24 protein-coding genes and 1 pseudogene are annotated in these 25,025 nt (G+C 63.3%); 3 read left to right on the top strand and 22 right to left on the bottom strand.

What is annotated here, in order from left to right; genetic code table 11:
- Nucleotides 1-18: 18 nt before the first annotated feature.
- From OEJ37_RS04370 to OEJ37_RS04325, 10 genes and pseudogenes are all read right to left on the bottom strand, one after another.
- Nucleotides 19-2,031 carry a hypothetical protein gene (locus tag OEJ37_RS04370; protein WP_263343296.1) on the bottom strand — a complete coding sequence of 671 codons (2,013 nt, stop codon included), beginning with the start codon at nt 2,029-2,031 and terminating at the stop codon, nt 19-21.
- The gene (locus OEJ37_RS04365; protein WP_263343295.1) at nt 1,997-2,671 is read right to left on the bottom strand and encodes a hypothetical protein; all 675 of its coding nucleotides are present in this window, start codon (nt 2,669-2,671) and stop codon (nt 1,997-1,999) included. Before OEJ37_RS04365 ends, OEJ37_RS04370 begins: the two co-directional genes overlap by 35 nt.
- A 3-nt stretch (nt 2,672-2,674) precedes the next feature.
- Nucleotides 2,675-4,186: a VPA1262 family N-terminal domain-containing protein gene (locus OEJ37_RS04360; RefSeq protein WP_263343294.1), complete on the bottom strand. Its 1,512-nt coding sequence runs from the start codon at nt 4,184-4,186 to the stop codon at nt 2,675-2,677.
- A gap of 350 nt (nt 4,187-4,536) precedes the next feature.
- Entirely contained in the window at nt 4,537-7,686 is a 3,150-nt protein-coding gene (locus OEJ37_RS04355; RefSeq protein WP_263343293.1) for an error-prone DNA polymerase, read from the bottom strand.
- Nucleotides 7,687-7,898: 212 nt separating this feature from the next.
- A pseudogene (locus OEJ37_RS04350) lies at nt 7,899-9,110 on the bottom strand (PHP domain-containing protein); the annotation flags it as partial.
- Nucleotides 9,111-9,116: 6 nt separating this feature from the next.
- Nucleotides 9,117-10,604: a Y-family DNA polymerase gene (locus OEJ37_RS04345; protein ID WP_263343292.1), complete on the bottom strand. Its 1,488-nt coding sequence runs from the start codon at nt 10,602-10,604 to the stop codon at nt 9,117-9,119.
- Nucleotides 10,537-11,244, bottom strand: a complete 708-nt coding sequence (gene imuA, locus OEJ37_RS04340) for a translesion DNA synthesis-associated protein ImuA (RefSeq protein WP_174421387.1) — start codon at nt 11,242-11,244, stop codon at nt 10,537-10,539. The genes OEJ37_RS04345 and imuA overlap by 68 nt, the downstream gene beginning before the upstream one ends.
- A gap of 303 nt (nt 11,245-11,547) precedes the next feature.
- Nucleotides 11,548-12,342, bottom strand: a complete 795-nt coding sequence (locus tag OEJ37_RS04335) for an ABC transporter ATP-binding protein (RefSeq protein WP_263343291.1) — start codon at nt 12,340-12,342, stop codon at nt 11,548-11,550.
- Between the two features lies 1 nt (nt 12,343).
- Entirely contained in the window at nt 12,344-13,240 is an 897-nt protein-coding gene (locus OEJ37_RS04330; RefSeq protein ID WP_105393573.1) for an ABC transporter permease, read from the bottom strand.
- A gap of 138 nt (nt 13,241-13,378) precedes the next feature.
- A complete protein-coding gene (locus OEJ37_RS04325) occupies nt 13,379-14,344 on the bottom strand; it encodes an ABC transporter substrate-binding protein (protein ID WP_174421384.1) in 966 nt (321 codons plus the stop codon).
- A 333-nt stretch (nt 14,345-14,677) separates the two neighbouring features.
- Between OEJ37_RS04325 and OEJ37_RS04320 the strand changes: the two genes are divergently transcribed.
- Nucleotides 14,678-14,986 carry a VF_A0006 family four-cysteine protein gene (locus OEJ37_RS04320; protein ID WP_175919435.1) on the top strand — a complete coding sequence of 103 codons (309 nt, stop codon included), beginning with the start codon at nt 14,678-14,680 and terminating at the stop codon, nt 14,984-14,986.
- Between the two features lie 110 nt (nt 14,987-15,096).
- Here the strand turns inward: OEJ37_RS04320 and OEJ37_RS04315 are convergent, their stop codons facing one another.
- Together OEJ37_RS04315 and OEJ37_RS04310 are read right to left on the bottom strand one after the other, a co-directional pair.
- The gene (locus OEJ37_RS04315; RefSeq protein WP_263343290.1) at nt 15,097-15,912 is read right to left on the bottom strand and encodes a MetQ/NlpA family ABC transporter substrate-binding protein; all 816 of its coding nucleotides are present in this window, start codon (nt 15,910-15,912) and stop codon (nt 15,097-15,099) included.
- 211 nt (nt 15,913-16,123) lie between these two features.
- On the bottom strand, nt 16,124-16,255 hold the full coding sequence (locus tag OEJ37_RS04310) for a hypothetical protein (RefSeq protein WP_263343289.1): 132 nt from the start codon (nt 16,253-16,255) through the stop codon (nt 16,124-16,126).
- A gap of 63 nt (nt 16,256-16,318) precedes the next feature.
- Here OEJ37_RS04310 and OEJ37_RS04305 point away from each other — a divergent pair, with 63 nt between their 5' ends.
- The gene (locus tag OEJ37_RS04305; RefSeq protein ID WP_174421381.1) at nt 16,319-16,609 is read left to right on the top strand and encodes a YciI family protein; all 291 of its coding nucleotides are present in this window, start codon (nt 16,319-16,321) and stop codon (nt 16,607-16,609) included.
- Nucleotides 16,610-16,756: 147 nt separating this feature from the next.
- Here OEJ37_RS04305 and OEJ37_RS04300 read toward each other — a convergent pair whose 3' ends face one another.
- From OEJ37_RS04300 to OEJ37_RS04280, 5 genes are read right to left on the bottom strand one after another with little or no spacing between them, the layout of a single operon-like run.
- The gene (locus OEJ37_RS04300) at nt 16,757-17,374 is read right to left on the bottom strand and encodes an SCO family protein (RefSeq protein ID WP_175919437.1); all 618 of its coding nucleotides are present in this window, start codon (nt 17,372-17,374) and stop codon (nt 16,757-16,759) included.
- 18 nt (nt 17,375-17,392) lie between these two features.
- Complete coding sequence (cyoE, locus tag OEJ37_RS04295) at nt 17,393-18,295, bottom strand: heme o synthase (RefSeq protein WP_034179099.1); 903 nt, start codon at nt 18,293-18,295, stop codon at nt 17,393-17,395.
- An 8-nt stretch (nt 18,296-18,303) separates the two neighbouring features.
- Nucleotides 18,304-19,416, bottom strand: coding sequence for a COX15/CtaA family protein (locus OEJ37_RS04290; protein WP_174421379.1), 1,113 nt, complete (start codon nt 19,414-19,416; stop codon nt 18,304-18,306).
- Nucleotides 19,417-19,441: 25 nt separating this feature from the next.
- Nucleotides 19,442-20,068 (bottom strand): SCO family protein, encoded by a 627-nt coding sequence (locus tag OEJ37_RS04285; protein ID WP_174421378.1) that lies wholly within the window; start codon nt 20,066-20,068, stop codon nt 19,442-19,444.
- Nucleotides 20,069-20,128: 60 nt separating this feature from the next.
- Nucleotides 20,129-20,839, bottom strand: a complete 711-nt coding sequence (locus OEJ37_RS04280) for an SURF1 family protein (protein ID WP_217443243.1) — start codon at nt 20,837-20,839, stop codon at nt 20,129-20,131.
- A gap of 84 nt (nt 20,840-20,923) precedes the next feature.
- On the opposite strand from OEJ37_RS04280, the gene OEJ37_RS04275 reads away from it, so the two are divergent.
- Nucleotides 20,924-21,133, top strand: a complete 210-nt coding sequence (locus tag OEJ37_RS04275; RefSeq protein WP_263343288.1) for a twin transmembrane helix small protein — start codon at nt 20,924-20,926, stop codon at nt 21,131-21,133.
- 184 nt (nt 21,134-21,317) lie between these two features.
- On the opposite strand, the gene OEJ37_RS04270 is transcribed toward OEJ37_RS04275, so the two are convergent.
- The 5 genes from OEJ37_RS04270 to ctaD form a co-directional block, all read right to left on the bottom strand.
- Nucleotides 21,318-22,175, bottom strand: coding sequence for a cytochrome c oxidase subunit 3 (locus tag OEJ37_RS04270; RefSeq protein WP_174421376.1), 858 nt, complete (start codon nt 22,173-22,175; stop codon nt 21,318-21,320).
- Between the two features lie 144 nt (nt 22,176-22,319).
- Entirely contained in the window at nt 22,320-22,520 is a 201-nt protein-coding gene (locus tag OEJ37_RS04265) for a DUF2970 domain-containing protein (RefSeq protein WP_047899090.1), read from the bottom strand.
- 16 nt (nt 22,521-22,536) lie between these two features.
- Nucleotides 22,537-23,145 (bottom strand): cytochrome c oxidase assembly protein, encoded by a 609-nt coding sequence (locus OEJ37_RS04260; RefSeq protein WP_174421375.1) that lies wholly within the window; start codon nt 23,143-23,145, stop codon nt 22,537-22,539.
- Between the two features lie 35 nt (nt 23,146-23,180).
- Nucleotides 23,181-23,321: a cytochrome oxidase small assembly protein gene (locus OEJ37_RS04255; RefSeq protein ID WP_213264103.1), complete on the bottom strand. Its 141-nt coding sequence runs from the start codon at nt 23,319-23,321 to the stop codon at nt 23,181-23,183.
- A 70-nt stretch (nt 23,322-23,391) separates the two neighbouring features.
- The gene (gene ctaD, locus OEJ37_RS04250; protein WP_034179108.1) at nt 23,392-24,999 is read right to left on the bottom strand and encodes a cytochrome c oxidase subunit I; all 1,608 of its coding nucleotides are present in this window, start codon (nt 24,997-24,999) and stop codon (nt 23,392-23,394) included.
- Between the last annotated feature and the right edge of the window lie 26 nt (nt 25,000-25,025).

The following is a 25,025-nucleotide window of genomic DNA, read 5'->3' as shown; positions in this document are numbered from 1 at the left end:
TCGTCAACGATGCCAATGTCAGTGCTGACTTGGCAGGTCGCTGCGTGCAATCTCGCGTGCGGTATCAATCTGTGCTCTATCTAGGCCTATAGCTCGTGGAGATATCGACAACAGGCGCTCAGCAAGTTCGATCTCCGCCTGAAGATTGATTTCCGCCTCGACAAATGCCTTCGCGATGACAGCCTTATCGACATGATTCTGTTGTGCGACGCAAGCAAGAGCCAGAAGATTTTCGGTGTCGCCCGCCAAAGCACGGATGAAGTCTGATAGGTTCGGCGTAGCATCAGCACTGATCGTAATTCCGATAGATGCATCGTTGTTGGAAAGCCATGCTGCTCTACGAATTGCGAGATGCCTGATCGATTCAGACCAGAATCTTCCATTCAGTTGATCAATCGCCGCCATTTCTCGAATCGCTTCGTTGAGGCGTGGAAGCAAATTGACGATGACCGAGGACCGCTCATATGGAAGAGCACGCAGCGGCATAATCAGATGATCCAGCATCATGAGACCGATACTAAACTGAAGCATAAGAAGGCGACCTGCGTCGATGCGACCTTGCCAACCATTCGGATCAGCCTCATCTACGTCGCCGAATTCAACGATTTCGCGTAACGATATGGTCGAACTCCAAAATCGTTCCCACAGCTCATCTGGTGAATCGGTCTCGACCAAGGGTATAGCAAGTAGGCGGGCGCCGTATCCATCGGCCCTCTGGGTGGTGAGTTCAAACGGAATAGCTGCGAGTAGGAGTCCACCACCATATCTGGCCGACCATTGGTCAAGCGAGACGTGCCATTCATCGAGAAATTTGCCCGGAGACGGCATCGAAGTCTTTCCAGCAAGTGCCACCATTGCACCTACCGCGAGCTGACACCATGGCTCCCACGCTTCGACGTCTGGCGGAAGTTCTGCCTTCCAGCGATTGCCTGGCATCTCAGAGATCAGTGCCTCTAGAAGTGCGTCATCGATGAAACCGTGAGAAGCGGCATCACTAGGATGCGGAATCGGGTTAGTCGACACGGCAGGGACACTAGTTCGAACAAGCCAATTCCCCCATCGCGTCGCGCAGCCTTGCGCATCGGAACGTTGTGAGAGAGTCTTTGCGACTTCCGCCGCAAGATCTCTGATTTCATCGGTTGCGTCGGCAACTTGCTCCGGGGTGGGGTTGTTACCGAGACCGAACTGGAACTGTTCACGAGCAATCTCTAACAGGAGCGGCAGGATTAGTGATTGGTTCCATCCGGCACGGTCGTCAAATGCTTCCGGTGCCGCCAGTGTCACGGCGCGCCAACGCTCAAATCGCCATTGTGCTCCACACCATACCAATGCATGAGCGACAGGATCGGGGTAGTCGTAGAGGGCAAGCAAATGAACGAACTTCGCTACGTCAATCTCCGCGACTATCAATAAAACGTGATCATCGTCTCGCCCGACGGCATGAAAGCTATGTTCGAAGCGTCCTCCCCAAAGCGCCGAGAGCTGAGGGCGGTCTCTCCAGTGTTCTCTTCGACTGGCCCCGACGGACCTCTCACGCTCGATGGCCCGACGCCCTGGGTTTTCGATCGCCTCAGCCACAACTCTTTTCGCGATCTCAAAAAACTGATCGCGAAACCCGTCGTCGCAAGCTGCTATGACAGCTTCGGGCAAATAGCGCTCAAGCGCGGAAGAATGCCAAGCAAGTGACCAGAGATACTCCCACATCTCTCGCGAGGGGATCGAGCGAAGCGCTTCTACCCCGGCCATCGCCAAGATCGCATGCCGCACAATCTCATCGTAGCCTCCGAACGCTTCGGACCGGTCGATGCGAGTCGATAAATTGCCGAGAGCTACCTCAGGGTCCTGCCTGCGGGAGAAGGCATCAATCGCGGCCTGAACCAGCTCATCAAATTCACTCGTGGTCCGTATTTCTCTAACTAGATCATTCGGGATATCAGCGAGACGCTGCGAAACCTGAACCATGCTACCCAATCTACGCTGTCGCTCCTGCGGCCACTCAACCATGGCGACCTCCCGGATAAATGTCGTCATCGCCGTTCCACGCGTCGTTGAAAAAACGGAGAGCTTGATGCGCCATCGCGTCCCAACCACGTGTAGCAGCGTTCACAAGGTGATGAAGCCCTCCAACCGTAGCACCAAAATGCCAGAGCTCGTTGTCGACGATTGCAAAGCGATCATGCACGTATGGAAATTTACTGCCGAGAGAAAATCGGATTTCGATCGTCGCCATACCAGCCCGATGAGACGCGGATCGGTTGATGGCAGCAATGCGTGTAGCGAACTGCGCCTGTATCTGTTGCTGCTCTACCTTATCTTCGTGCGAATTGGTCAGGAATCGAATGTCATTCGCAACAAGCCCGTCTGGGAGCCAATCTAAAATCTGGTCGTACCGTACCTGTTGTGACTGACCATCCAGCGCCTTGAATAGAAAATCGTCGAGAATCAGAATGCGATCCTGAGCTGCCCAGACCGCCTCGACGAACGCGTCCAGGAATCCCGGGGGACGTGCGGCCCGTCGAGCCTTGATCGCAACAAGAGAGGGAAACGCACCAGAATCCGACCCACCATTTGTGCCGTAGCCGGGAAACGTCGGCCATAGGATTTGTGGATCTGGAACGGGACGCACAACAGGCGTAGCCGCATCGACAACAAGTGGCTGAGGTAATGGCACCGGCTAAGCTCCTCGCGAAGGCGATGCAACAGTACTGCCGCGCTGCAAGGCGTACTTTTCAAAGGGAAGCGCCACGCTTACCATGGTACGCAACCTCGCAAGGATCGGCTCGCTATCAGGGACACTAAGGATGAGTGAAGCACGTTCTCCTAGAGCGTTGAGCGAGTTACCTAGGAACAGAACCTCGTCATCGATCACAAGGAAACGGTCGTGAAGCGGAGGTGGCCTCCCATTCAAAACAACCGCAGCGACGCTTTTCATCCCTCGCGCTCGAAGTGCCTCGAGTGAGTTGGTGAAACCCCTCAGTTTCTCGATTTCCGTTGAGGCACCAGCCGAGTACGCGGGTGAGCCCTGGGCTTCGCTTTGACGTGGATCAACCACCTCCATACGTTCGCTCTCGAATGCGAGCCTTGACGTAAGTATCGTGAATTCAATCTGAGTCCGCGGGACGGCTTGGAGAAACTGAAAGATCTGAAGGGCACCAAAATACGGATCAGCAACCATCACAGATGATCGAGCTCTCGCAATCTGCCTGCGTATAAAAGACAAGGCCTCATCACGCTGACCATCATCGAACCAAGTCTGCTTCTGATTTTTGGCTGCGCTCCGTCTAGCACGACGTTGCTCAGCGACGGCAACTTGGACGTTCGCATCGTGGCGTCCCTCACCAACGGCAATCGGAATTTCGTGCGCAATCTCGTTGAACTCGTAACTGTCGACTGCGCTACGTGGTGACTCTGCTCGAGGAGCTTGGATCTTTATTCTTCGACCAGTAACACCGATTGAAGCTGTCACCGCACGAAGGAATGGAACAGGCTGTTGGTATGCAATAACACCCTGTCTGTTGTGTGAGATGGCGTAGCCAGTTTGGTCAAATGGTATAGAACTCTCCACCGTGACAAGTCCGTCATCAGGAACATCGACGGTTTGGAACCGTGAAAGCAGATTTGATCGCCGTTCGATAACGGTCAGCTTCAAATCGCGAAAATTTTGTCCTGGACGTGACACCAGGCGGTAAACGACACGCTCTGTCCCACCAGCATCCTGTGCAGGGACCAAAAAATGTTGCACGCGACGCAGGACGGGATCCGGAACGACAAGAGCCAGACCACCGAGATATTCGGTGTAGTCGGCAAGCTCGAGATGAAGACGGCGATTCAGAAAGCTAACGGCGGCATCATCCGCAATGACCGCTTCAAACCCAGTATTGTCGCCAAAGCGACGATGAACGCGCGGCGATCCAGAGCCGCGGAATGGTGCCGGGTCGCCAGGACCTCCAGCACTTGAGAACAGATCTGTACCTAAAGGTACCCCGAGGGACGGCCACGGTGGGTCATCCGTAAACGTAGTTAGCGTGAGTGGAATGCCGTCCTTGTCATCCTCGACTTCGCTCGGATCTGTAGGAACTGGCGTTGTGATGCCATGTGCACCAACGCTGCGGTACCAAGCAATAGCCTCGCGTGCACTTAGGACGGTACGTCTGAAGAAGAGCTTTCCGCTCTTGCCTCTCGCCACCTTATAACTATCGGCACCTCTACTAGACGCCGGACGTGGACGATCTTTTGTGAGGAGTGAAACGGAGCCAAAGAGTATCCGAGCCTGGCCGGCGGACGCCGGAAAGTAAGTTGCCAGGCGGACAACCGCCCAGTCAAACACGTCGGCATATATGCTTTCTTGTGTAGCCACCATCGAGCCCCCGTTGAACAGTACTTAGCTCGCCGTTATGTCAAAGCGAGAGAGTTGCTTTCTGCAGACGTCGCCAAGACGGTTACCTAGCGATTGACCAGCTGAAGATGAGCGGTTCGCTGTCGCTCATCTACGTTGAAAACATACAGCATAGGGCATATCTTTTCGGAAAATTTCTACTAGTGAAAATTCCGACTGACCGTTGGCAACTCCCCTAGCAAATGCGTCAAATCCACAACGCGCTTGGCGACCAGATGCTGTACACCGTCGACGCATTGCCATACGCCCAAGACCGCCAGCAACCTAGCCCTAAGTATTTCTTTACGTTGTCTCTCCAGCAACGCGGGCCAAATGATGACGTTCACGTTGCCTGTTTCATCCTCAAGCGTGACGAAGATTACGCCTTTCGCGGTTCCCGGCCGCTGTCGTACGGTGACCAACCCACATGCACGCGCGAGCCTTCCGTTTGGGTAGGTGTTTAACATAGCGGCCGGCATGAGCTTCTTCGCATGTAGCATCGGACGCAGCAACGCTAGGGGGTGTCGTCGCAGCGTCAGCCCCATAGACTGGTAGTCACTCTGTATCTCGTCCCCTTCGGATGCCCATCCGAGATCAGGTGTTTCATCAACCACATTTGCTGAAGCAAGCAGATCCTTGTCCGGAGCAGCGACAACGGATTCCCACAGCGCACTTCGACGACCGCCAGCCAGCGACGCAAGCGCATCGGATCGAGCCAGAACATGCAAATCATGTCGATCCAACTGAGCCCGCCGAGCCAGATCAATCGTTGACGAAAACGGCTCAACGGCTCGGGCCATTTCAATACGATCAGCCGCCTCCGCTCGCATCCCATGCAGAAGAGAGAGACCAAGCCGAACAACGGGACGACACCCCGCTTCTGGATATTCCAGAGACGACTCCCAGTTGCTGATCGCGACGTCTGCAGGCAAGACCGTAACCCCATGACGTTTCGCATCCTGGATAAGCTGTGAGGGCGAGTAGAACCCCATCGGCTGGCTATTCAGTAACGATACAAGGAATGCCTCTGGCTCGTGACATTTCAACCAGCTGCTGACATAGACAAGCAACGCAAAGCTTGCCGCATGGCTTTCCGGGAAACCATAGTCGGCAAACCCCTTTATCTGAGCAAAGATCGCCTCGGCAAATTCCCTTTCGTAGCCTCGTATCAACATGCCGCTCACCAGGCGATCGTGATAGGGCTCCAGCCCGCCTTTGCGCTTCCAGGCTGCCATCGCGCGCCGTAGTCCGTCCGCCTCCCCGGGAGAAAAACCGGCCGCGAGAATTGCGACCTGCATCACTTGCTCCTGGAAGATCGGCACGCCGAGCGTTCGAGCTAGTGCTGTTTCCAGATCCTTGCTCGGATAGCTGACCGGATCGATTCCTTGACGTCGCTTCAAATACGGATGGACAGCACCGCCTTGAATCGGACCAGGACGCACGATCGCCACCTCAATCACGAGGTCGTAGAACGTCCGTGGCTTCAATCGTGGCAACATCGACTGTTGCGCTCTCGACTCGATCTGGAATACTCCAACCGTATCCGCGTTCGAGATCATGTCGTACGTCTCCGGATCCTCTGACGGGATATCCTGCATCTCAAACGGTTCACCACGGTGCAGGGATATGAGGTCAAGCGCACGGTGAATGACGCTCAGCATTCCCAACGCCAACACATCCACTTTGAGCAACCCGAGCGACTCAAGGTCATCCTTATCCCACTGAATCACGCTACGGTCCTGCATTGCCGCGTTCTCGATCGGTACAAGGCGTGACAACTTGCCTCGACTGATCACAAAGCCACCGGAGTGCTGGGAAAGATGTCGAGGAAAACCATGCAGCTGCGCGGCAAGCGATGCCCACGTTTGAATGATGGGTGCTGATGGATCAAGCCCTGACTCTGAAAATCGCTCAAGTAAATCTGCGGTGCCGTCGAACCAGTGATGCGCCTTGGCAACTCGATCGACAATCTGAGCATCAACACCGACTGCTTTCCCTACGTCCCGAAGCACACCTCGCGCACGGTATGTCGATACCGCGGCAGCGATAGCTGCGCGGTCACGCCCATACTTTCGATAGATGTATTGCATGACGATTTCTCTCTTTTGATGCTCGAAATCGACATCTATGTCGGGTGGACTATTGCGTTCCCGGCTGATGAATCGTTCAAACAGCATCGTCGATCGCGCAGGGTCCACCTCCGTTATGCCAAGGCAATAACAGACCGCAGAATTGGCTGCTGACCCACGTCCCTGACAAAGAATTCCTTCGTTGCGCGCAAATTTGACGATGTCGTACACCGTCAAAAAATATGGCTCGTAGCTCAAGTCCGTGATGAGTTCGAGCTCATGTTCGAGCTGCGTCTGCACGTTGAGAGGGATGCCGCTCGAGAAGCGACGATGCGCTCCAATGTATGTTTCCTGTCGCAGATATTCAGTTGGTGTGAGCCCAGCCGGCACTAGTTCATCGGGGTACTCGTAACGCAACTCATCGAGCGAGAACCCGCAACGTGAAAGAATCGCGACCGTCTCGTGTAACGCGTTTGGATGATGGAGATGCGCCAAGCGCATCCGCGACCGCAGATGCTGCTCGGCATTCGGTGCAAGCTCATAGCCGCATTCTGCGACGGGCTTGCCTATACGGATCGCCGTCATTGTGTCCTGCAGCGGCTTCCGGGAACGGACATGCATGGTTACATGCCCGACCGCAACGACTGGGACACCGTTGCCATACGCTATGTGCTCGACAACACCAGCATGGGGATTGTCCATTGCGCGCTGATGCAGACATAGGCCGACCCATGCACGCCCTGGGAACGTCTCCAACAGCCATTCAACTTGAGCGTCCAGCGCTTCCGGTTTCGCGGGGAACTTGGGAATCAGGATCGCGAGGCACCCTGGCATGCCTCTCAGATGGGCATACGCCTTCTCCGGTTTCAAGAAATCCTGAGGCGTGAGGCGATACCCACCTTTGGGTGATCGCATGCGTGCCAGCGTGATGAGCTCGGACAGATTGCCATACCCTTCGCGGTTCTGGGCCAGCAAGATTAGGTCAAGGGCAGGAGACGAATCGGCCTGAGTCAGTTTGAAGTACGACCCGATGACCAACGGAAAATTTAGGTCCTTGGCCGCTACATGCGCCCGTACAACCCCCGCCAAAGAGCATTCGTCCGTGATGGCAATCCCGGAGTAACCCAGCTGAGCGGCTCGCTTGACCAACTCCTCCGCATGGGAAGCCCCCTCCAAGAAGGTGAAGTTCGACAAGCAGAAGAGTTCGGCATATGCCGGCAACGAGAGAGGCAATGTGTTCATGAGATGTACAACCGATGCGGAACATTTCCATCGAACAAGGCATCCGCCAGACATCCTGGCGCATCGTGGGGCCGACGTCCTGGAAAACGATGCTCTTTCGCGCTATCCCGATTGATTCGGTATATCTACCGATTCATCTAAGGAGGTGGAGTACCGAGACAAAAGGCTGACAGGCAAGCGTGCCGCTCATCGGTAGAAAACAGGGTTCTATATACGTCGATGTCGGGCGGCTCGCCACGCTCCTCGCTGATGAAACGCTCGAACAGCATCGTGCTCTGATCGGGATCGACCTCGGTGATGCCGAGGCAGAAACAGACGACCGAATTCGCTGCCGAGCCGCGTCCCTGGCACAGAATGTTCTGGCTGCGCGCGTATTTGACGATGTCGTACACGGTCAGGAAGAACGGTTCGTAGCTCAGCTTCGCGATCAGGTCGAGTTCATACCGGATCTGCTTCGCCACTTTCTGCGGAATACCCCGCGGATAACGCCCGGCCGCCCCTGCCTCGGTTTCCTGTTCCAGGTAGCTCGCCGGCGTGTGCCCCTTCGGCACGATTTCGTCGGGATACTCGTAGCGCAGCGAATCGAGTTCGAAATGACACGCATCGAGAATCGCGCACGTTTCCGCGATCTCTTCAGGCGAAAACAGTTGCCCGATACGCTGTCGCGAACGCAGGTGCTGTTCGGCATTCGGCGCGAGCGCATAGCCGCATTCCGAAACCGGCATCCCGACGCGGATCGCCGTCATCACGTCCTGCAACGCCTTGCACGAGCGCCGGTGCATCGTCACGTCGCCAAGCGCAACGATGCGCACGCCGCGCCGCGTGCCGGCCGCACGAATCTCCTCGCGTTGCGCACCGTCCAGCGCGCGCTGCAACTGCACGAGCCCTAGCCGCGCACGCTCGCCGAATGTCGCGCGAAACCATGCGACCTGCGCATCGAGCACATCCGCACGCACCGGATACGTGGGCACGAGAATCGCGAAGCAGTCGGGTATTCCGCGCAAGTGCGCAAACTCCTCGGGCGGCACCGACAGCATCCTCGACGTCAGTCGGTACGTGCCCTTCGGCGATGCCATCCGCCGCCACGAAATCAGCTCGGACAGGTTGCCGTAACCCTCGCGGTTCTGCGCGAGCAGCACGAGCCCGAACGCGCCGGGGCCAGGATCGTGGCCTGGTGCGACTTCATCCGGTGTGACTTCGAAATACGAACCGATGACGAGCGGCAGCCCTTTCGCCTTCGCCGCGACATGCATCCGCGGCGCGCCCGCGAGCGAGCATTCGTCGGTGATCGCGATCCCGCGATAACCGAGGTCGAACGCGCGCTCGACCAGTTCATCCGCATGCGACGCGCCATGCAGGAACGAGAAGTTCGAGCGGCAGAACAACTCCGCGTAATCGGGCAGCCAACTGAATTCCGCAACCATCGCCGTTCACCCGAACAGGCCGTGCAGGAACCAGCGCGGCTCGGACTCGCTCCCCGCCCGCTCCTTGAATACCCAGTAGCACGCACCGGCCTCGTCCTGCGCAACGCAGTAATCGCGCGCAGCGAGCTGACCATCGAACCACCCTGCCTCGATCCGTTCCACCGACGACATCATCCTGAGCGGCGTATGAAATACCGGCCGCTCCCCGCGCATCAGCAACGGCAGCGGCTCGGCCAGCAGCCACGCGGGACGCGGCGGCACGGCCGGCGGACCAGCGGCCGGCTTGCCGGCCGGCGCATCGAGCGGAAGCCAGCGGTTCGCGGCCTCGGGCCGGTGATCGGCGACGGGCGCCGCGCGCAGCACGTTCTCCGCGCCGAGCCGCGCGACCAGCAACTCGAACAGCCGCGCACGCGTCTCGCGCGTGCTGCCCGGCTCGGGAAACAGATCGTCGGCCGGCGGCGCGACCGATTCGACGCGCGTGGCTTTCAGGCGCACCGCGATCACCGCGGCCGGCAACTCGACGCGCGCGAGCCGCTCGCCGAGCAGCCGCATGAAGTGCGCCTCGTCGCGCACGGGTGCGGCGAACGCGAGTTCGAGCGGCGTCGGCGGCACGGCCTGGCGGCCGCGCTCGTGCTCGAGCTCGAACGCCATCGCGGCCAGCGACAGTTGCCGCGCGGCCAGCCAGCCGCAGAGCTGCACGACGAGCCGCCGCGCGGCGAACAGCACGGCTTCCGCGTATTCGACGCGCTCCGGCAATTCGAGCCGCACGTCGAACACGGGCGGCACCGCCATCCACGCAAGCGGCTCGACCGCATCGCCGTACGCGCGATCGAGCGCTGCCAGCAGCGCGGGACCGCAGCGGCGCTGCAGCCCCGCGCGCGGCAGGCGGCGCAGATCGGCGAGCGTGCGGCAACCGAGGCCGTCGAACCAGCCCGCATACGGACGCGCATCGGGCAGCAGCACGCAGGGCAGCCCGTCGAGCGCGCGAACCAGCGACGCAGGAGCGGCCACCCGGCGCCGGATCCGCGCGCGGGCCGAGACACGCGCGAGCAGCCACGCGCCGCGCCCGGTCGGCGCGGCGGACAGGCGCGCAGCATAACCAAGCGCCGCGAGCGTCGCGCGCACCTGGCGGCACAGCGACGGCAGGCCGCCGAACAGGCGCAGGCTCGGGCCGACGTCGACGATCAGCGTGGCTTCGTCGTCGAGCGCGACGCACGGCGAGAAGCGCAGCAACGCGAGCGCGACCGCGCGTTGCGCATCGGCCTCGCGCGCGGGATCGCGTTCGACGAGCTGCGTCTCGGGCGCGAGCGTCAGCACGCCGCCGCGCTTCATGCCCGCGCGCACGCCTTGCCGGCGTGCGGCCGCATCGGCGATCAGCACGACGCCCTGCTCGAGCACCGCGCAGCCGGCGCCGCCGGCCGCTGCGTCAGACGGCTGCGGGGCGCACACGTCGAGCGGCAGGCGCGGCAGATGGATGCCGAGCAAGACGCGCATAACGACTCTCCACGATGGGCGACGGCAGGTCGAGCACGAGCGGCTCGCCGCACGCGGGCCCGCGACGCTTGACGATGTCGAGCGACACGCCGCCCGGCACGGGATGCAGCGCGACGCGCAGCACGGCCGGCGACGGCTGCCGCGCGGCCGACAGCGGGCGCAGCATCACGAACAGCGTGTCGCCCGTGCGCGCGGCCGCGAGATGCAGGCGCCGCAGCGCATCGGACCGTGCGTCCTGCCAGAGCAGCAGCGCGCCGCAACAGCCGGTCCTGAGCGCCTGCTCGGCGGCCCACAATGCATCCGTGCGACTGCCGGCGCGCAGCCACAGCAGCGCGTCGGCCGGCACGCCGAGGCTGGCGAGCGCGGTCGCATGCGGCGATTGCGGCGGCGCGACGAGCGCGAGCGGACGCCGGGTGCTGACGGTGCGTGCAAGCGCGGGCGCGAGCAGCCGCATCTCGCCGCAGCCCGGCTGCGCGGCCAGCAGCTCGACGAGCCCGCCGACCGGCCAGCCGCCGCCCGGCAGCTCGGCGGACAGCGGCGCGAAGCCGGTATCGATCGTGCGCGGGCCGCCGCGCGCGAGCTGCGAGCCTCGCCAGAGCGACGGATGAAGGGATTCGGGAGAAATGGAGGATGCGAGCATGACGCCACCCACAACTGTATGGATATACAGTATATGGCAATGCGCTCGCGTCGCACAGCACCGGTGCGACATCGGTTTTTGTCAGATGAAAAACAGGGGGAAAGCCGGCGCGCCCGTCATGTTACGGCGCGCCGGCTCGGGCGTGGCAGGATCATGCCGCCCGCACGCCCGCCGCCACGACCATCCGGCCCGATGCGACGCACGCGGGCCGAATCGCCCGGCCGGATCGGCACGCGAACCCTCACGCAAACCGGCACGATGCAGCACCGCATCGCGCCGGCTCGCCGCGTGCCGCCCGTCACGTCACCCCAGCAACAACGCGTCGTTGTCGAGCTGCTCGTGCCGCACCTTCTCGAACATCTGCAGCAGGTCCGGCACGTCGAGCCCCTTGCGCGCGTCGCCCGACACGTCGAGCACGACCTGCCCCTGGTGCAGCATCACCGTGCGGTCGCCGTAGTCGAGCGCCTGCCGCATGCTGTGCGTGACCATCATCGTCGTCAGCCGGCTCTCGGCGACGATGCGCGCGGTCAGCTCCAGCACGAACGCGGCCGTCTTCGGGTCAAGCGCGGCCGTGTGCTCGTCGAGCAGCAGGATCCGCGACGGCCGCAGCGACGCCATCAGCAGGCTCACGGCCTGCCGCTGGCCGCCCGACAGCAGCCCGATCCGGTCGGTCAGCCGGTTCTCGAGACCGAGGTTCAGCAGCCGCAGCTTGTCGCGGAACAGCTCGCGCGACGGACGGTCGAGCGCGGCCCGGAAGCCACGCCGCACGCCGCGCGCCATCGCGAGCGCCATGTTCTCCTCGATCGTCAGCGCCTCGCAGGTGCCGGCCATCGGATCCTGGAACACGCGCGCGACGAGGTGCGCGCGGTCCCACGCTGGCTGGCGCGTGACGTCCGCGCCATCGATCGCGATGCGCCCCGAATCGACGCGCTGGTCGCCGCTGACCGCATTGAGGAAGGTCGACTTGCCGGCGCCGTTCGAGCCGATCACCGCGACGAACTGGCCGTCGGGAATCTCGAGCGACAGCCCGCGCAGCGCGCGCGTCTCGATCGGCGTGCCGGGATTGAACGTGAGTTTCAGGTCTTGTGCGGACAGCATGTCATGCCCCTCCGTTCTTGCGCGCGAACAGCTTCTTGCGCGTCGCCGGCAGCACCAGCGCGATCGTGACGAGCGCGGCCGTCACGAGGTTCAGATCCTGCGCCTTCAGGCCGATGAATTCGCTGTTCAGCGCGAGCGCGATGAAGAAGCGGTAGACGATCGCGCCGAGCACGACGGCGAGCGTCGTCAGCACCAGCCGGCGCGCGGGCAGCAGCGTCTCGCCGATGATCACCGCGGCCAGCCCGATCACGATCGTACCGATCCCCATCGAGATGTCCGCGCCGCCCTGCGTCTGCGCGAACAAGGCGCCTGCGAGCGCGACGAGCGCGTTCGACAGCGCCATCCCGGCAAGCGTCGCGCGGCCGGTTGCGATGCCTTGCGCACGCGCCATCCGCGGGTTCGCGCCGGTCGCGCGCATCGCGAGGCCGAGCTGCGACGAGAAGAACCAGTCGAGGCCGAGCTTCGCGACCACGACGACGATCGCGAGCAGCGCCGGGCGCAGCACGTAGTCCGGCATCCAGTCGGGCTGCAGCACGGTAAACAGCGTCGGCTCGGTGATCAGCGGCACGTTCGGCCGGCCCATGATCCGCAGGTTCACCGAATACAGCGCGATCATCATCAGGATGCTGGCGAGCAGATCCATGATCTTCAGGCGCACGTTGAGCCAACCGGTGATGAAGCCGGCCAGCGCGCCCGCGACGATCGCGAGCACCGTCGCGGAGAACGGGTCGTAGCCGGCCGAGATCAGCGTCGCGGCGACGGCGCCGCCGAGCGGAAAACTGCCGTCGACGGTGAGATCGGGGAAGTTGAGGATGCGAAACGAGATCAGCACCCCGAGGGCGACGAGACTGAAGATCAGGCCGATCTCCAGCGCGCCCAGAAACGAGAACAGAGACATGATGGGGAAATCCTGTTGCTTCCCGGCCGGACGTGTACGGCCGGGTGAAGCGAACGGGCGGCCCCGGGTGGGAGCCGCCCGTCCGGCGGTGTCGTTCAGGCCCGGATCGGGCCCGCAAGCGCGCGGTCGGGCCGCGGCTTACTTGATGACCGTCTTCGCTTCCTTGACGAGATCCGGCGCCAGCGTGACGCCCTGCTTCGCGGCCGCGCCCGTGTTCGCGAACAGTTCGAGGTTGCTGCTCGTCTCCGACGCGATCGCGCCCGGCTTCTCGCCCTTCAGGATGCGTGCGACGACCTTGCCCGTCTGGCGGCCGAGGTCGCCGTAGTTGATGCCGAGCGCCGCGATGCCGCCGCGCTTCACGCTGTCGGTATCGCCTGCGACGAGCGGGATCTTCGCTTCGTTCGCGACCTTCACGAGCGCTTCGTACGCGGACACGACGTTGTTGTCGGTGTTCGTGTAGATCACGTCGACCTTGCCGATCAGGCTCTTCGCGGCCGGGCCGATGTCGACGGTGCGCGGTGCGGCCGCTTCCTTCAGCGTCATCCCCTGCTTCGCGAGGATCTCCTTGAGCTCCTTCACGACGACGACCGAATTCGCCTCGCCCGGGTTGTAGACCATGCCGACCGTCTTCGCATTCGGCACGACGCGCTTGATCAGCGCGACCTGGCGATCGAGCGGCAGCTTGTCGGACACGCCCGTCACGTTGGTGCCCGACGGGCCCCAGCCCTTCACGAGCTGCGCGGCGACCGGATCGGTCACGCCCGAATAGACGACCGGCACGCTCTTCGTCGCCGCGACGACCGACTGTGCGGCCGGCGTCGCGATCGCGACGATCACGTCGGGCTTGTCGCCGACGAACTTGCGCGCGATCTGCGCGGCCGTGCCCGTGTTGCCCTGCGCGCTTTGGTATTCCCACTTGAGCTTGTCGTCGCCGTAGCCTTCCGCCTTCAGTTCGGCGCGCACGCCGTCGCGGATCGCGTCGAGCGCCGGGTGATCGACGATCGACAGCACCTTGACGGTCTGTGCGTGCGCGGCGCCTGCCAGCGCGAGCGTGGCCACGCCGGCCGTGATCGAACGGATCGCGAAAGTCTTGAATCGCTTCATGGGTGAGTCTCCCCCGTATTGTGTCGGTTCTGGATGATGGATTCCCGCCGCCGTCAGGCGGGCGCCGTCGCGCTCAAAACTCGGCGGCGACCGGCCCGAGCACACCCCGGGAAGGCGCGCAGCGGCGAACGCACGAGGATACCATTTCCGCAGACCACCGCCTGACTCCGCGCTTTCGCCCGGCGCGCCGGATTGCGCCGCTCGCCGGTGCCCGCAACCGCGCGCGAAGCCCGGCCGGCGGCGGTTCCAGCCAACATCGCCACAACGCGTCAGCCGCGTTGACGGCTTTACGTTATGCTGTCGGCCGACCCAATCCACTCCATCGGAGGGCCCATGAAACGGGGAGTCCGCGCAATCGCATTCGCGGCCGTCGCGCTGGCGCTGCCGGGCGCGGCATTCGCGCTGACCGACGGCTATGCGCAATACGACGACTGCATGCTCGGCGCGCTGCGCGAAAGCCGCAACGGCGCGGCGGCTCAGTTGATCCAGCGCTCCTGCGACGCGCTGTACCGCAACAACGCGATGCTGCTGCCGCGCGAGCGGCGCTTTCACGAGTGTGTCGTGCAGTCGCTGCCGGGCGTGCGCGACAACTACGCGATCCAGCAGATCATGGCGATCTGCTCGCGGCGCGGCGAGATGTAATCCGGCGTTGAACGCGGCGCACCGCGCGGCCGTCCGTCGGCCGAACCAATGAAAAAGGGCCTGCGCGATGCAGGCCCTTTTCGTTCAGCGGTCCGACCGGTGTGCGGCGTTCAGAACGACGCGACCATCGAGCCCTTGAACTGTTTCTTGATGAATTCCTTCACTTCCGGCGACTGGTAAGCCTTGACCAGCTTCTTCACCCACGGCTGGTCCTTGTCCTTCGCGCGCACGGCGATCAGGTTCGCATACGGGCTCGTCAGCGCTTCGAGCGCGATCGCATCCTTGGTCGGCTGCAGGTTCGCGGCCAGCGCGTAGTTCGTATTGATCACGGCCGCGTCGACGTCCGACAGCACGCGCGGCAGTTGCGCGGCGTCGAGTTCGGAGATCTTCAGCTTCTTCGGGTTCTCGGCGATGTCGAGCACCGTCGCGTTGTTGCCGCCCGTGCCGGCGCCCGACTTCAGCTTGATCACGCCTTGCGTCTGCAGCAGCAGCAGGGCGCGGTTCTCGTTCGACGGATCGTTCGGCACCGCGAGCTTCGCGCCTTGCGGCAGGTCCTTCAGCGACTTGAACTTCTTCGAGTACACGCCGATCGGCGAGATGTAGGTCAGGCCCGCGCTGACGATCTTGTAGCCGCGCTGCTTCACCTGGCTGTCGAGGTAGGGCTGGTGCTGGAAGCTGTTCGCGTCGAGGTCGCCCGAGTCGAGCGCCGCGTTCGGCTGCACGTAGTCGTTGAACTCGATGACCTTCACGTTCAGGCCTTCCTTCTCCTTCGCGACCTTCTGCACGAGCTGCCACACTTCCGCATCCGGGCCGGCGACCGTGCCGACCTTGATCACCTTGTCCTCGGCGTGCGCGCCCGCCGACAGCGTCAGCGCTGCACCGGCGGCCAGCACGGAAAATACCTTCAGGAGACTGCGACGCTTCATCTGTTTCTCGCTTTCTTGCTTACTGGAAATGGGGTGCGATGCGGGTATGTCCCGACTCGCAGGAAGGGGCAAATGGTGTCACAGGATCGGCGGGAAGTGAAATACATCCCGCTCATATGGGTATGCACCGCAGCGGTGCTGGCGAACGACGCGCGATCTGGCCGTTAGTTGCGTTTACGTGTGGCGCGTGGCGCGCATCAACCAGCCCGTGTCACGCCTCCACCGCTTCGCCGGTCGCCTTCTTGCCGAACGCGGGTTCGACCGCCCATTCGCCGGCCCGGCGCGGCGACGGGCCGCCGGCGCCGTCGCCCCGCAACGCACCCGCCGGCGCGACAGCCTGCATCCGCTGTGCTAAAAAGACCGGCTTGCCGGCGCGCGAAGCGCCGGCGCCATTCCGGGGCCATCCATGTACGTCATCGACATCCACTACGCAGCATCGCTCGAGCGCATCGACGACGCGCTCGAACGCCACCGTGCGTATCTGCAGCCGCTGCTCGACAAGGGCATCTTCATCGCGGCCGGGCCGAAGGTGCCGCGCGAAGGCGGCGTGATCCTCGCGGCCCGCATCGATCGCGACGAGCTGGATGCGATCCTGAAGACCGATCCGTTCGTCACCGAGGGGCTCGCGACGTATCGCGTGACGGAATTCCGGATCACGCGCGCCGCATCCGGCTTCAACGTGCCGGCACTGCCGTAACGCGACGCCTGCGCGGCATGGCACGCACGCGCGTGCCGACGCGCCGCTCGGCGGGCAGCACATGCAATGACAAGGGGAAGAGGGAAAGCATGACGGCGCAACACGGCCGTCACACGATCGCCGGGCCGGGCGCCCGACGCATGCCGGTCAGTCGACCAGCAGCTTCAGGTCGTGGACCCACGGGCCGGGGCCCTGGCCGTCGCGCACGAACAGGCGCAGCTTGCCGTCGCGATCGAACACATAGCTCGCGGCAGTGTGATCCATCGTGTAGCTGCCGGGTGCCTTGCCGGGCACCTTCGCGTAGTACACGCGGAAATCCTTCGTGACCTTCTTCAGCGCCGCTTCGTCGGCCGGCCGCAAGCCGATGAACGACGGATCGAACGCGGGCACGTACTGGCCGAGCAGCGCCGGCGTGTCGCGCTCCGGATCGACGGTGACGAACAGCACCTGCACGCGCTTCGCGGCATCGGGCCCGAGCTGCTTCAGCGCCTCGGACAGTTCGGCCATCGTGGTCGGGCACACGTCCGGGCAGTGCGTATAGCCGAAGAACATCACGACCGCACGGCCCTTGAATTCGGCGAGCGTGCGCACCTTGCCGGCGGTATCGGGCAGCGAGAAGTCGCTGCCGAACTGCGTGTTGCCGGTGATGTCGAGATTCTGGAATTTCGGCGCGTTGTCGCATCCGGCGAGCAGCAGCGCTGCCGCGAATGCGCACGCGAGCATCCAGCCTTGGCGCGCTCGGCGCCCGAACCGTGTATGGAGCATTGCGTTCAAACCGTGCGGTTACACGCCGAGCAGCGGGCGTGCATAGTGATCGACGAGCAGCGCGGCGAACAGCAGCGACAGATAGACGATCGAGTAGCGGAAGGCCTTGCGGGCGAGTTCGTCCGAATAGTCGCGGTAGATCTTCCACGCATACGCGAGGAACACCGCGCCGAGCAGCACCGCGCTCGTCAGGTAGACGGCCCCGCTCATCCCGGAGATGAACGGCATCAGCGTGACGGCGAACAGGATCACCGTGTACAGCAGGATATGCAGCCGCGTGAACTTCTCGCCGTGCGTGACGGGCAGCATCGGCAACCCCGCGCTCTCGTAATCCTTGCGGCGATAGAGCGCGAGCACCCAGAAATGCGGCGGCGTCCACACGAAGATGATCAGCACGAGGATCCACGCGTCGCCGGGCACCGCGCCGGTGACCGCGGCCCACCCGAGCGCCGGCGGCATCGCGCCCGACGCGCCGCCGATCACGATGTTCTGCGGCGTCATCGGCTTGAGCAGCAGCGTGTAGATCACCGCGTAGCCGACGAACGTCGCGATCGTCAGCCACATCGTCAGCGGGTTCGTGAACGTGTAGAGCGTCCATGCGCCGGCGCTGCCGAGCACGGCCGAGAACACCAGGATCTGCGGCGTCGTGATCTCGCCGCGCGCGGACGGGCGCCATGCGGTACGGCGCATCATCGCGTCGATCTTCTGTTCGACGAGGCAATTGATCGCGAATGCGGCGCCGGCCAGCAGCCAGATGCCGACCGTGCCGCCGATCAGCACATGCCAGGGCACCATGCCCGGCGTCGCGAGGAACATGCCGATCACCGCGCAGAACACCGCGAGCTGCGTGACACGCGGCTTCGTCAGCGCCATGTACTGGGAAAAGCGGCTACCGGGCGATTGGGAGAGGGTGCTTTGCATGGGGGCGGTCACGCCGGGGCGGCGTCGCGCGCAGGCTGCGCGACACGGCCGGGGCGGCTTGAAAGGATGCGAAAGTTTAACATGACGACGAGCAGCAGCAGGATCGCGGCACCGCCGTTGTGCGCGACGGCGACCGGCAGCGGCCACTGCAGCACGATGTTGGTCAGGCCCGTCACGAACTGCAGCAGGACGACCAGCAGCACGCCGTTCGCGGGCCGCCGCAGCGATTCGAAGCGGCGCATCTTCAGCGCGAACGCGACCAGGTACGCGACCACGACGAACGCGAACGTGCGGTGCGTCCAGTGGATCGCGACCAGCGCATCCTGCGTGATCGCATCGCCGTCCTTCGTCATCCCGAGCGCGCGCCACAGGTGGAAGCCGTGCTGGAAGTCCATCGGCGGAATCCACTGGCCGTTGCAGGTCGGGAAATCGGTGCACGCGAGTACCGCGTAGTTGGTGCTCACCCAGCCGCCGAGCGCGATCTGCACGACGAGCAGCACGAGCGCCGCCAGCGCGGCCGCGCGATAGCGCCCGGCCTCCGGGTCATGAGACGGCAGCGGCGTCTGCCGCGCCGCGAGCCAGCCGAGCGTGCCGAGCAGCGCGAGGCCGAGCAGCAGGTGGATCGTGACGATCACGGGCTGCAGCTTCATCGTGACCGTCCACGCGCCGAAGGCGCCCTGCACGAGAATCAGCAGCAGCAGGCTCGTCGGCCACCACGGCGACACGTGCAGCGGCCGGCGGCGCAGCCGCGCGGCCCATGCAATCACGACCTGCGCGATGATCAGCACGCCGATCGCCATCGCGAAATAACGGTGGATCATCTCGATCCACGCCTTCGTCATGCTGACGGGGCCCGTCGGCATCGCCTGGTGCGCGGCCGTGATCGCGGCATGCGCGATGAACGGCGACGACGTGCCGTAGCAGCCGGGCCAGTCGGGGCAGCCGAGCCCCGAATCGGTCAGCCGCGTGAAACCGCCGAACATCACCAGGTCGAGGGTCAGGAACGTGGTGATCCACACGAGCTTGCGGAACTTGTCGTCGTCGGCCTTCACCCACACGTACGACAGCGGCAGCAGCGCGATGCAGAAGCCGATCAGGCCGAGTTGCAATAGATACGACATCGGAATGGTGCCTCGCTCTCTTGCCTTAGCCGATGCTCGACCACTTCAGCAGCTTCGTCACGTCCGACTTGATCTTGCTGGGATTCGGGTCTTTCGGGAAGCGCATCATCAGGTTGCCGTTCGGGTCGACCATGTAGATGTGGTCGCTGTCCTTCGTGCCGACGTCGGCCGGCAGCCACGCGGCCACCGCGGCCGGCTCGGCGACGAGCCGGCGCGTGTCAGGATAGGCTTCCAGCACCTTCTGCGGCATCGCGCCCGCATCGCTGCGCAGCCACACCATCGTGATCCGGTGCCGTTCGCCAGCCTGCGTGACGCGGATCTGGCGCATGAAATAGAGCTTCTGCGCGCATGCGTCGTCGCACGCGCTGCGGTCGGTCATCACGAACAGCCACACGCCGCGCAGCGACGACAGCGGCACGGTCTTGCCGGTTTCGTCGGTGACTTGCAGATCGGCCGGGATCGGCCGCTGCGGCTCGATCAGCGTGCCGTAGTTCGTCGAACCGCCCTTCGGCTTGATCACGTAATAGGTGAAGTACGACGCGAGCATCGGCGCCGCGCACACGAGACCGAGCAGCACGAGCATCCAGCGGCCGCGCTTGCGGGCCGCTGGCGAGATCGGCGCAGCGGCCGGACCCTGACGGGAAGATTGCATGGACAAATCAGACCTCTCGAAACGAACCCGCGGCGCTTGCGCCGCGTCCTGGCATGGCGCTCACGCGCCGGCCGACTTCTTCGCCGCACGCCGTGCGGCGTACAGGCCGAAGCCGAGCGCGGCCGCCGCCATGGCCCACCACTGAAACATGTAACCGTAATTGCGCTCGACGCCGGTCGTCGCCGCCGGCCAGTCGCGCACGAGCTTGTCGCCGCCGTCGCTCGTCTGCTGGATCACGAACGGCTGCAGCGGCAGCCCCGTTTCCTTCGCATACGCGGCGACGTCCAGGTTCTGCCGGATCTTCTGGTGCGCCGCCGATCCGCCTTCGCCGAGCTCGAACGCACGCGACGCGTCCGCGCGCGCGATGCCCACGATCTCGACGTCGCCCGCGGGCGTCGCGAACGACTCGATCGCCGTGCGATCGGCGATGTTGCGCGGCAGCCAGCCGCGGTTGACGAGCACGACGCCGCCGCCCGTGAGTTTAAACGGCATGACGACGTAAAAACCCGGCTGGTCGTTATACGGCCGATTGTCGAGAAACACGGCTTGCTCGGGCAGGAAGCGGCCCTTCGCACGCACGCGATGAAACTCGATCGACGCGAGCGGAATCGGCTGCGCGCCGACATCGACGGGCGCCGCATGCTCGTAGCGCTCGATACTCGCCTGCAGCGCTTCCTTCTGGTGCGCGCGGTCGCGCTGCCAGAAACCGAGACGGATCGTGACCGCGACGACGACGAGAATCAGCAGCGCAGGCAGCCAGCGAATCTTCATCGTGCGGCCCGCCCGGCACATTCGCGAAAGCGAAGTGCGATAATTATCCTCTTCCTTTCGAATTGCCGTCGTCCTGTTCGCGTCATGCACATACTCGTTCCCATCGCCTTCGTCCTCATCATTGCCAGCATGGGCTCGGCGCTCTACTTCATGATGCACGACCGCGGCCACACGAAACGCATGGTCTGGTCGCTCGCCACCCGCGTCGGGCTGTCGCTCTCGCTGTTCCTGTTCATCCTGCTCGCGAACTGGATGGGCTGGATCCATTCGACCGGCCTGCCGATCGGGCGTTGATGTATTTGCCGCCGCGGCCCGCCGCAACCGCTGTGACATTTAGCCGCATGGCCGCACCACCAAGCAAAAGCGCCGCCTGACTGAGTCGCGGCGGCGCCAGGGTGGTGTCGATTCGCAGCCAGCCGCTGCGGGGCCAACACCAATGAAAACGGCCCGCGCATTGCTGCGCGGGCCGTTTTTCCATTTACAGCCAGTAGACGACGACGTACAGGCCAAGCCAGACGACGTCGACGAAGTGCCAGTACCACGCGGCGCCTTCGAATGCGAAGTGGTGATCGGGCTTGAAGTGGCCGCGGATCATCCGCACCAGCACCACCGCGAGCATCGTGCCGCCGAGGAACACGTGGAAGCCGTGGAAGCCGGTCAGCAGGAAGAACGTCGAACCGTACACGCCCGAGTTCAGCGTCAGGTTCAGTTCGTTGTACGCGTGGTAGTACTCGAAACCCTGCAGGAACAGGAAGCAGATACCGAACGCGAGCGTCGCGGCCAGCCATGCGATCGCCTTCTTGCGATGATCGTCGCGCAGTGCGTGGTGCGAGATCGTCAGCGTCACGCCCGACGACAACAGGAATGCCGTGTTGATCGTCGGGACCGGCCACGGGCCCATCGTCTTGAAGTGACCGGCGAGCGCGGCGGGGCCTTCGTTCGGCCACACGGCGGAGAAGTCCGGCCAGATCAGCTTGTAGTCGAGGCTGCCGAGCTGGTGCAGCGCGATTTCACGCGCATAGAACAGCGCGCCGAAGAACGCGCCGAAGAACATGACTTCGGAGAAGATGAACCAGCTCATGCTCCAGCGGTACGACTTGTCGACGTTCTTGCCGTAATGACCGCCTTCCGATTCGGCGATCGCATCGCCGAACCAGTGATACAGCGTGAAGAGCAACCACAGCAGGCCGAGCAGCGCCGTAAACGGCGCCCAGTCGTGACCGTTGATCCACAGCGCCACCGATCCGAGCATGACCAGCAGGCCGATGGCCGCGCTGATCGGATGCTGCGACGGATGCGGCACGAAATAGTACGGGGTCTGGTTTTGACCGCTCATGCTTGATTCTCCACTTCAGTCCAATTTGTGTACCGGAAACCGCTCCGGCTTTATTTCTTGCGCGGCGCGACCGCCACCGCTCTTTCCTGCACGCAGCGCCGCGGCGCTGCGCACTGCATTCTTTCGTGACCGCGGGCCTCAGCCTCAGCCCACGACGGCACGCACGATCAGGATCAGCACGCCGATGAACACGCCGGCCGCGATCAACGCGACGATCAGCACGTGCAGCGGGTTGAGCTGCGTCGCGTCGGCTTCCAGGTCGCGCCGCTTGCGCACCCCGAAGAACGACCACAGCACCGCTTTCACCGCCTGGCCGAACGACCCGCCCCGCTTGCCCTCCGTCATCGCCCCGTCTCCGTTGTCATGCATCCGGCTTCGCCGCGCCCTGCGCCGTGGTACTGCGCGTCGCCGGCGCCGGCGCGGCCGGCGTATTCAGCTCGAAGAACGTGTACGACAGCGTGATCGTCTTCACGTCCTTCGGCAGTTTCGGATCGATCACGAACACCACCGGCATCTTGCGCGACTCGTTCGCGGCCAGCGTCTGCTGCGTGAAACAAAAGCATTCGATCTTCTTGAAGAACTCCGTCGCCTGCTTCGGCGCGTAGCTCGGAATCGCCTGTGCAACGACCGGCCGGCCCTGCCCGTTCGTCACGTCGTATACGATCGTCGTCAGCTCGCCCGGATGCACGTCGAGGCTGTTGTGCTCCGGCTTGAAACCGAGCGGGCCGCGCGCGTTCGCATCGAACTCGACCGACACCGTACGGCTGGTGTCGACCTGCGAGTTCTTCACCTCGCGCTCGCTGACGTCGCGCTGCACCAGGTTGTTGATGCCGGTGATCTGGCAGATCGCCCGATACATCGGGATCAGCGCGAAGCCGAAACCGAACATCAGCCCGGCCACGACGAAGAGCTTCACCAGCATCGAACGATTGAACGCGCGATCGACGGCGCCCTCTTCCGGCTTCGACATACGACAACTTCCTCGCTACTGCGTCAGTTACTGCATCAGTGAGTGGACAGCCACCACTGCTTGATCACGACACCCACAAAAAAAACGGCGGCGATGACGAGCAGGATGAGGCCGAGCCGCTTGTTGCCCGCGCGAATCTGCTCGGACGTTCGTCTTTCTTGTGGATTCCGGTTCATCTGAAACTTCGGTTCGGCGCCCGCCGCTGCCTGCCTGCGCGGCAGGCAGCGGCTAAGCGCACTGTGAAACTTACTCGACGTGCGGCGGTTGCTCGAACGTGTGGAAGGGGGCCGGGCTCGGCACCGTCCACTCGAGGCCCGTCGCGCCATCCCACGGCTTGTCCGACGCCTTTTCCAGATCGCCGCCGCCACGGTAGGCCGGCAGCGCGACCGCGAACAGGAAGTACACCTGCGCGAGGCCGAAGCCGAATGCGCCGATCGTCGCAACCTGGTTGAAGTCCGTGAACTGCGCCGGGTAGTCCGCATAACGACGCGGCATGCCCGCGAGACCGACGAAGTGCATCGGGAAGAACGTCAGGTTGAAGAAGATCATCGACGCCCAGAAGTGGATCTTGCCGCGCGTCTCGTTGTACATCCAGCCCGTCCACTTCGGTGCCCAGTAGTACCAGCCCGAGAACAGCGCGAACAACGAACCCGCCACCAGCACGTAGTGGAAGTGCGCCACCACGAAGTAGGTGCCGTGATACTGGATGTCGAGCGGCGCCATCGCGAGCATCAGGCCCGTCAGGCCGCCGAACGTGAACACGAACAGGAAGCCGATCGCGAACAGCATCGGGGTTTCGAGCGTCATCGAACCGCGCCACATCGTCGCGAGCCAGTTGAACACCTTCACGCCCGTCGGCACGGCGATCAGCATCGTCGCGTACATGAAGAACAGCTGCCCGGTGACCGGCATGCCCGTGGCGAACATGTGGTGCGCCCAGACCATGAACGACAGGATCGCGATCGAAGCCGTCGCGTACACCATCGAGCTATAGCCGAACAGCGTCTTGCGCGAGAACGCGGGGATCACCTGCGACACGATCCCGAACGCCGGCAGAATCATGATGTACACCTCGGGGTGGCCGAAGAACCAGAAGATGTGCTGGTACATCACCGGGTCGCCGCCGCCTGCCGCGTTGAAGAACGACGTGCCGAAGTGGCGGTCGAACAGCACCATCGTGATCGCGCCTGCCAGAACCGGCATCACGGCGATCAGCAGGTAGGCCGTGATCAGCCACGTCCATGCGAACATCGGCATCTTCATCAGCGTCATGCCAGGCGCGCGCATGTTCAGGATCGTCACGACGATGTTGATCCCGCCCATGATCGACGACGCGCCCATGATGTGCACCGCGAAGATCGCGAAGTCCATGCCCGGGCCCATCTGCGTCGACAGCGGCGCGTACAGCGTCCAGCCTGCGGCCGTCGCGCCGCCCGGCGCAAAGAACGAGCCGACCAGCAGCACTGCCGCGACCGGCAGCAGCCAGAAGCTGAAGTTGTTCATCCGCGCGAACGCCATGTCGGACGCGCCGATCTGCAGCGGAATCATCCAGTTCGCGAAGCCGACGAACGCCGGCATGATCGCGCCGAACACCATGATCAGGCCGTGCATCGTCGTGAGTTCGTTGAAGAACTCCGGACGCATGATCTGCAGGCCCGGCTCGAACAGTTCGGCACGGATGCCGAGCGCCATCACGCCGCCCGACAGGAACATGATGAACGAGAACAGCAGGTACAGCGTACCGATGTCCTTGTGGTTGGTGGCGAACAGCCAGCGCCGCCAGCCGTGCGGCATTTCGTGCGCGTGGTCGTCGTGCGCGTGGTCCGCGGCTACGTCGTGCCCGATGCTAGACATGAGAATCTCCTAATGCGAATACGTCG

Source organism: Burkholderia sp. BKH01 (assembly GCF_025685725.1).
GTDB classification, from domain to species: domain Bacteria; phylum Pseudomonadota; class Gammaproteobacteria; order Burkholderiales; family Burkholderiaceae; genus Burkholderia; species Burkholderia pyrrocinia_C.
Note: the sequence above shows the minus strand (reverse complement) of the source record. Positions and strands in the feature narration are given on the sequence as shown.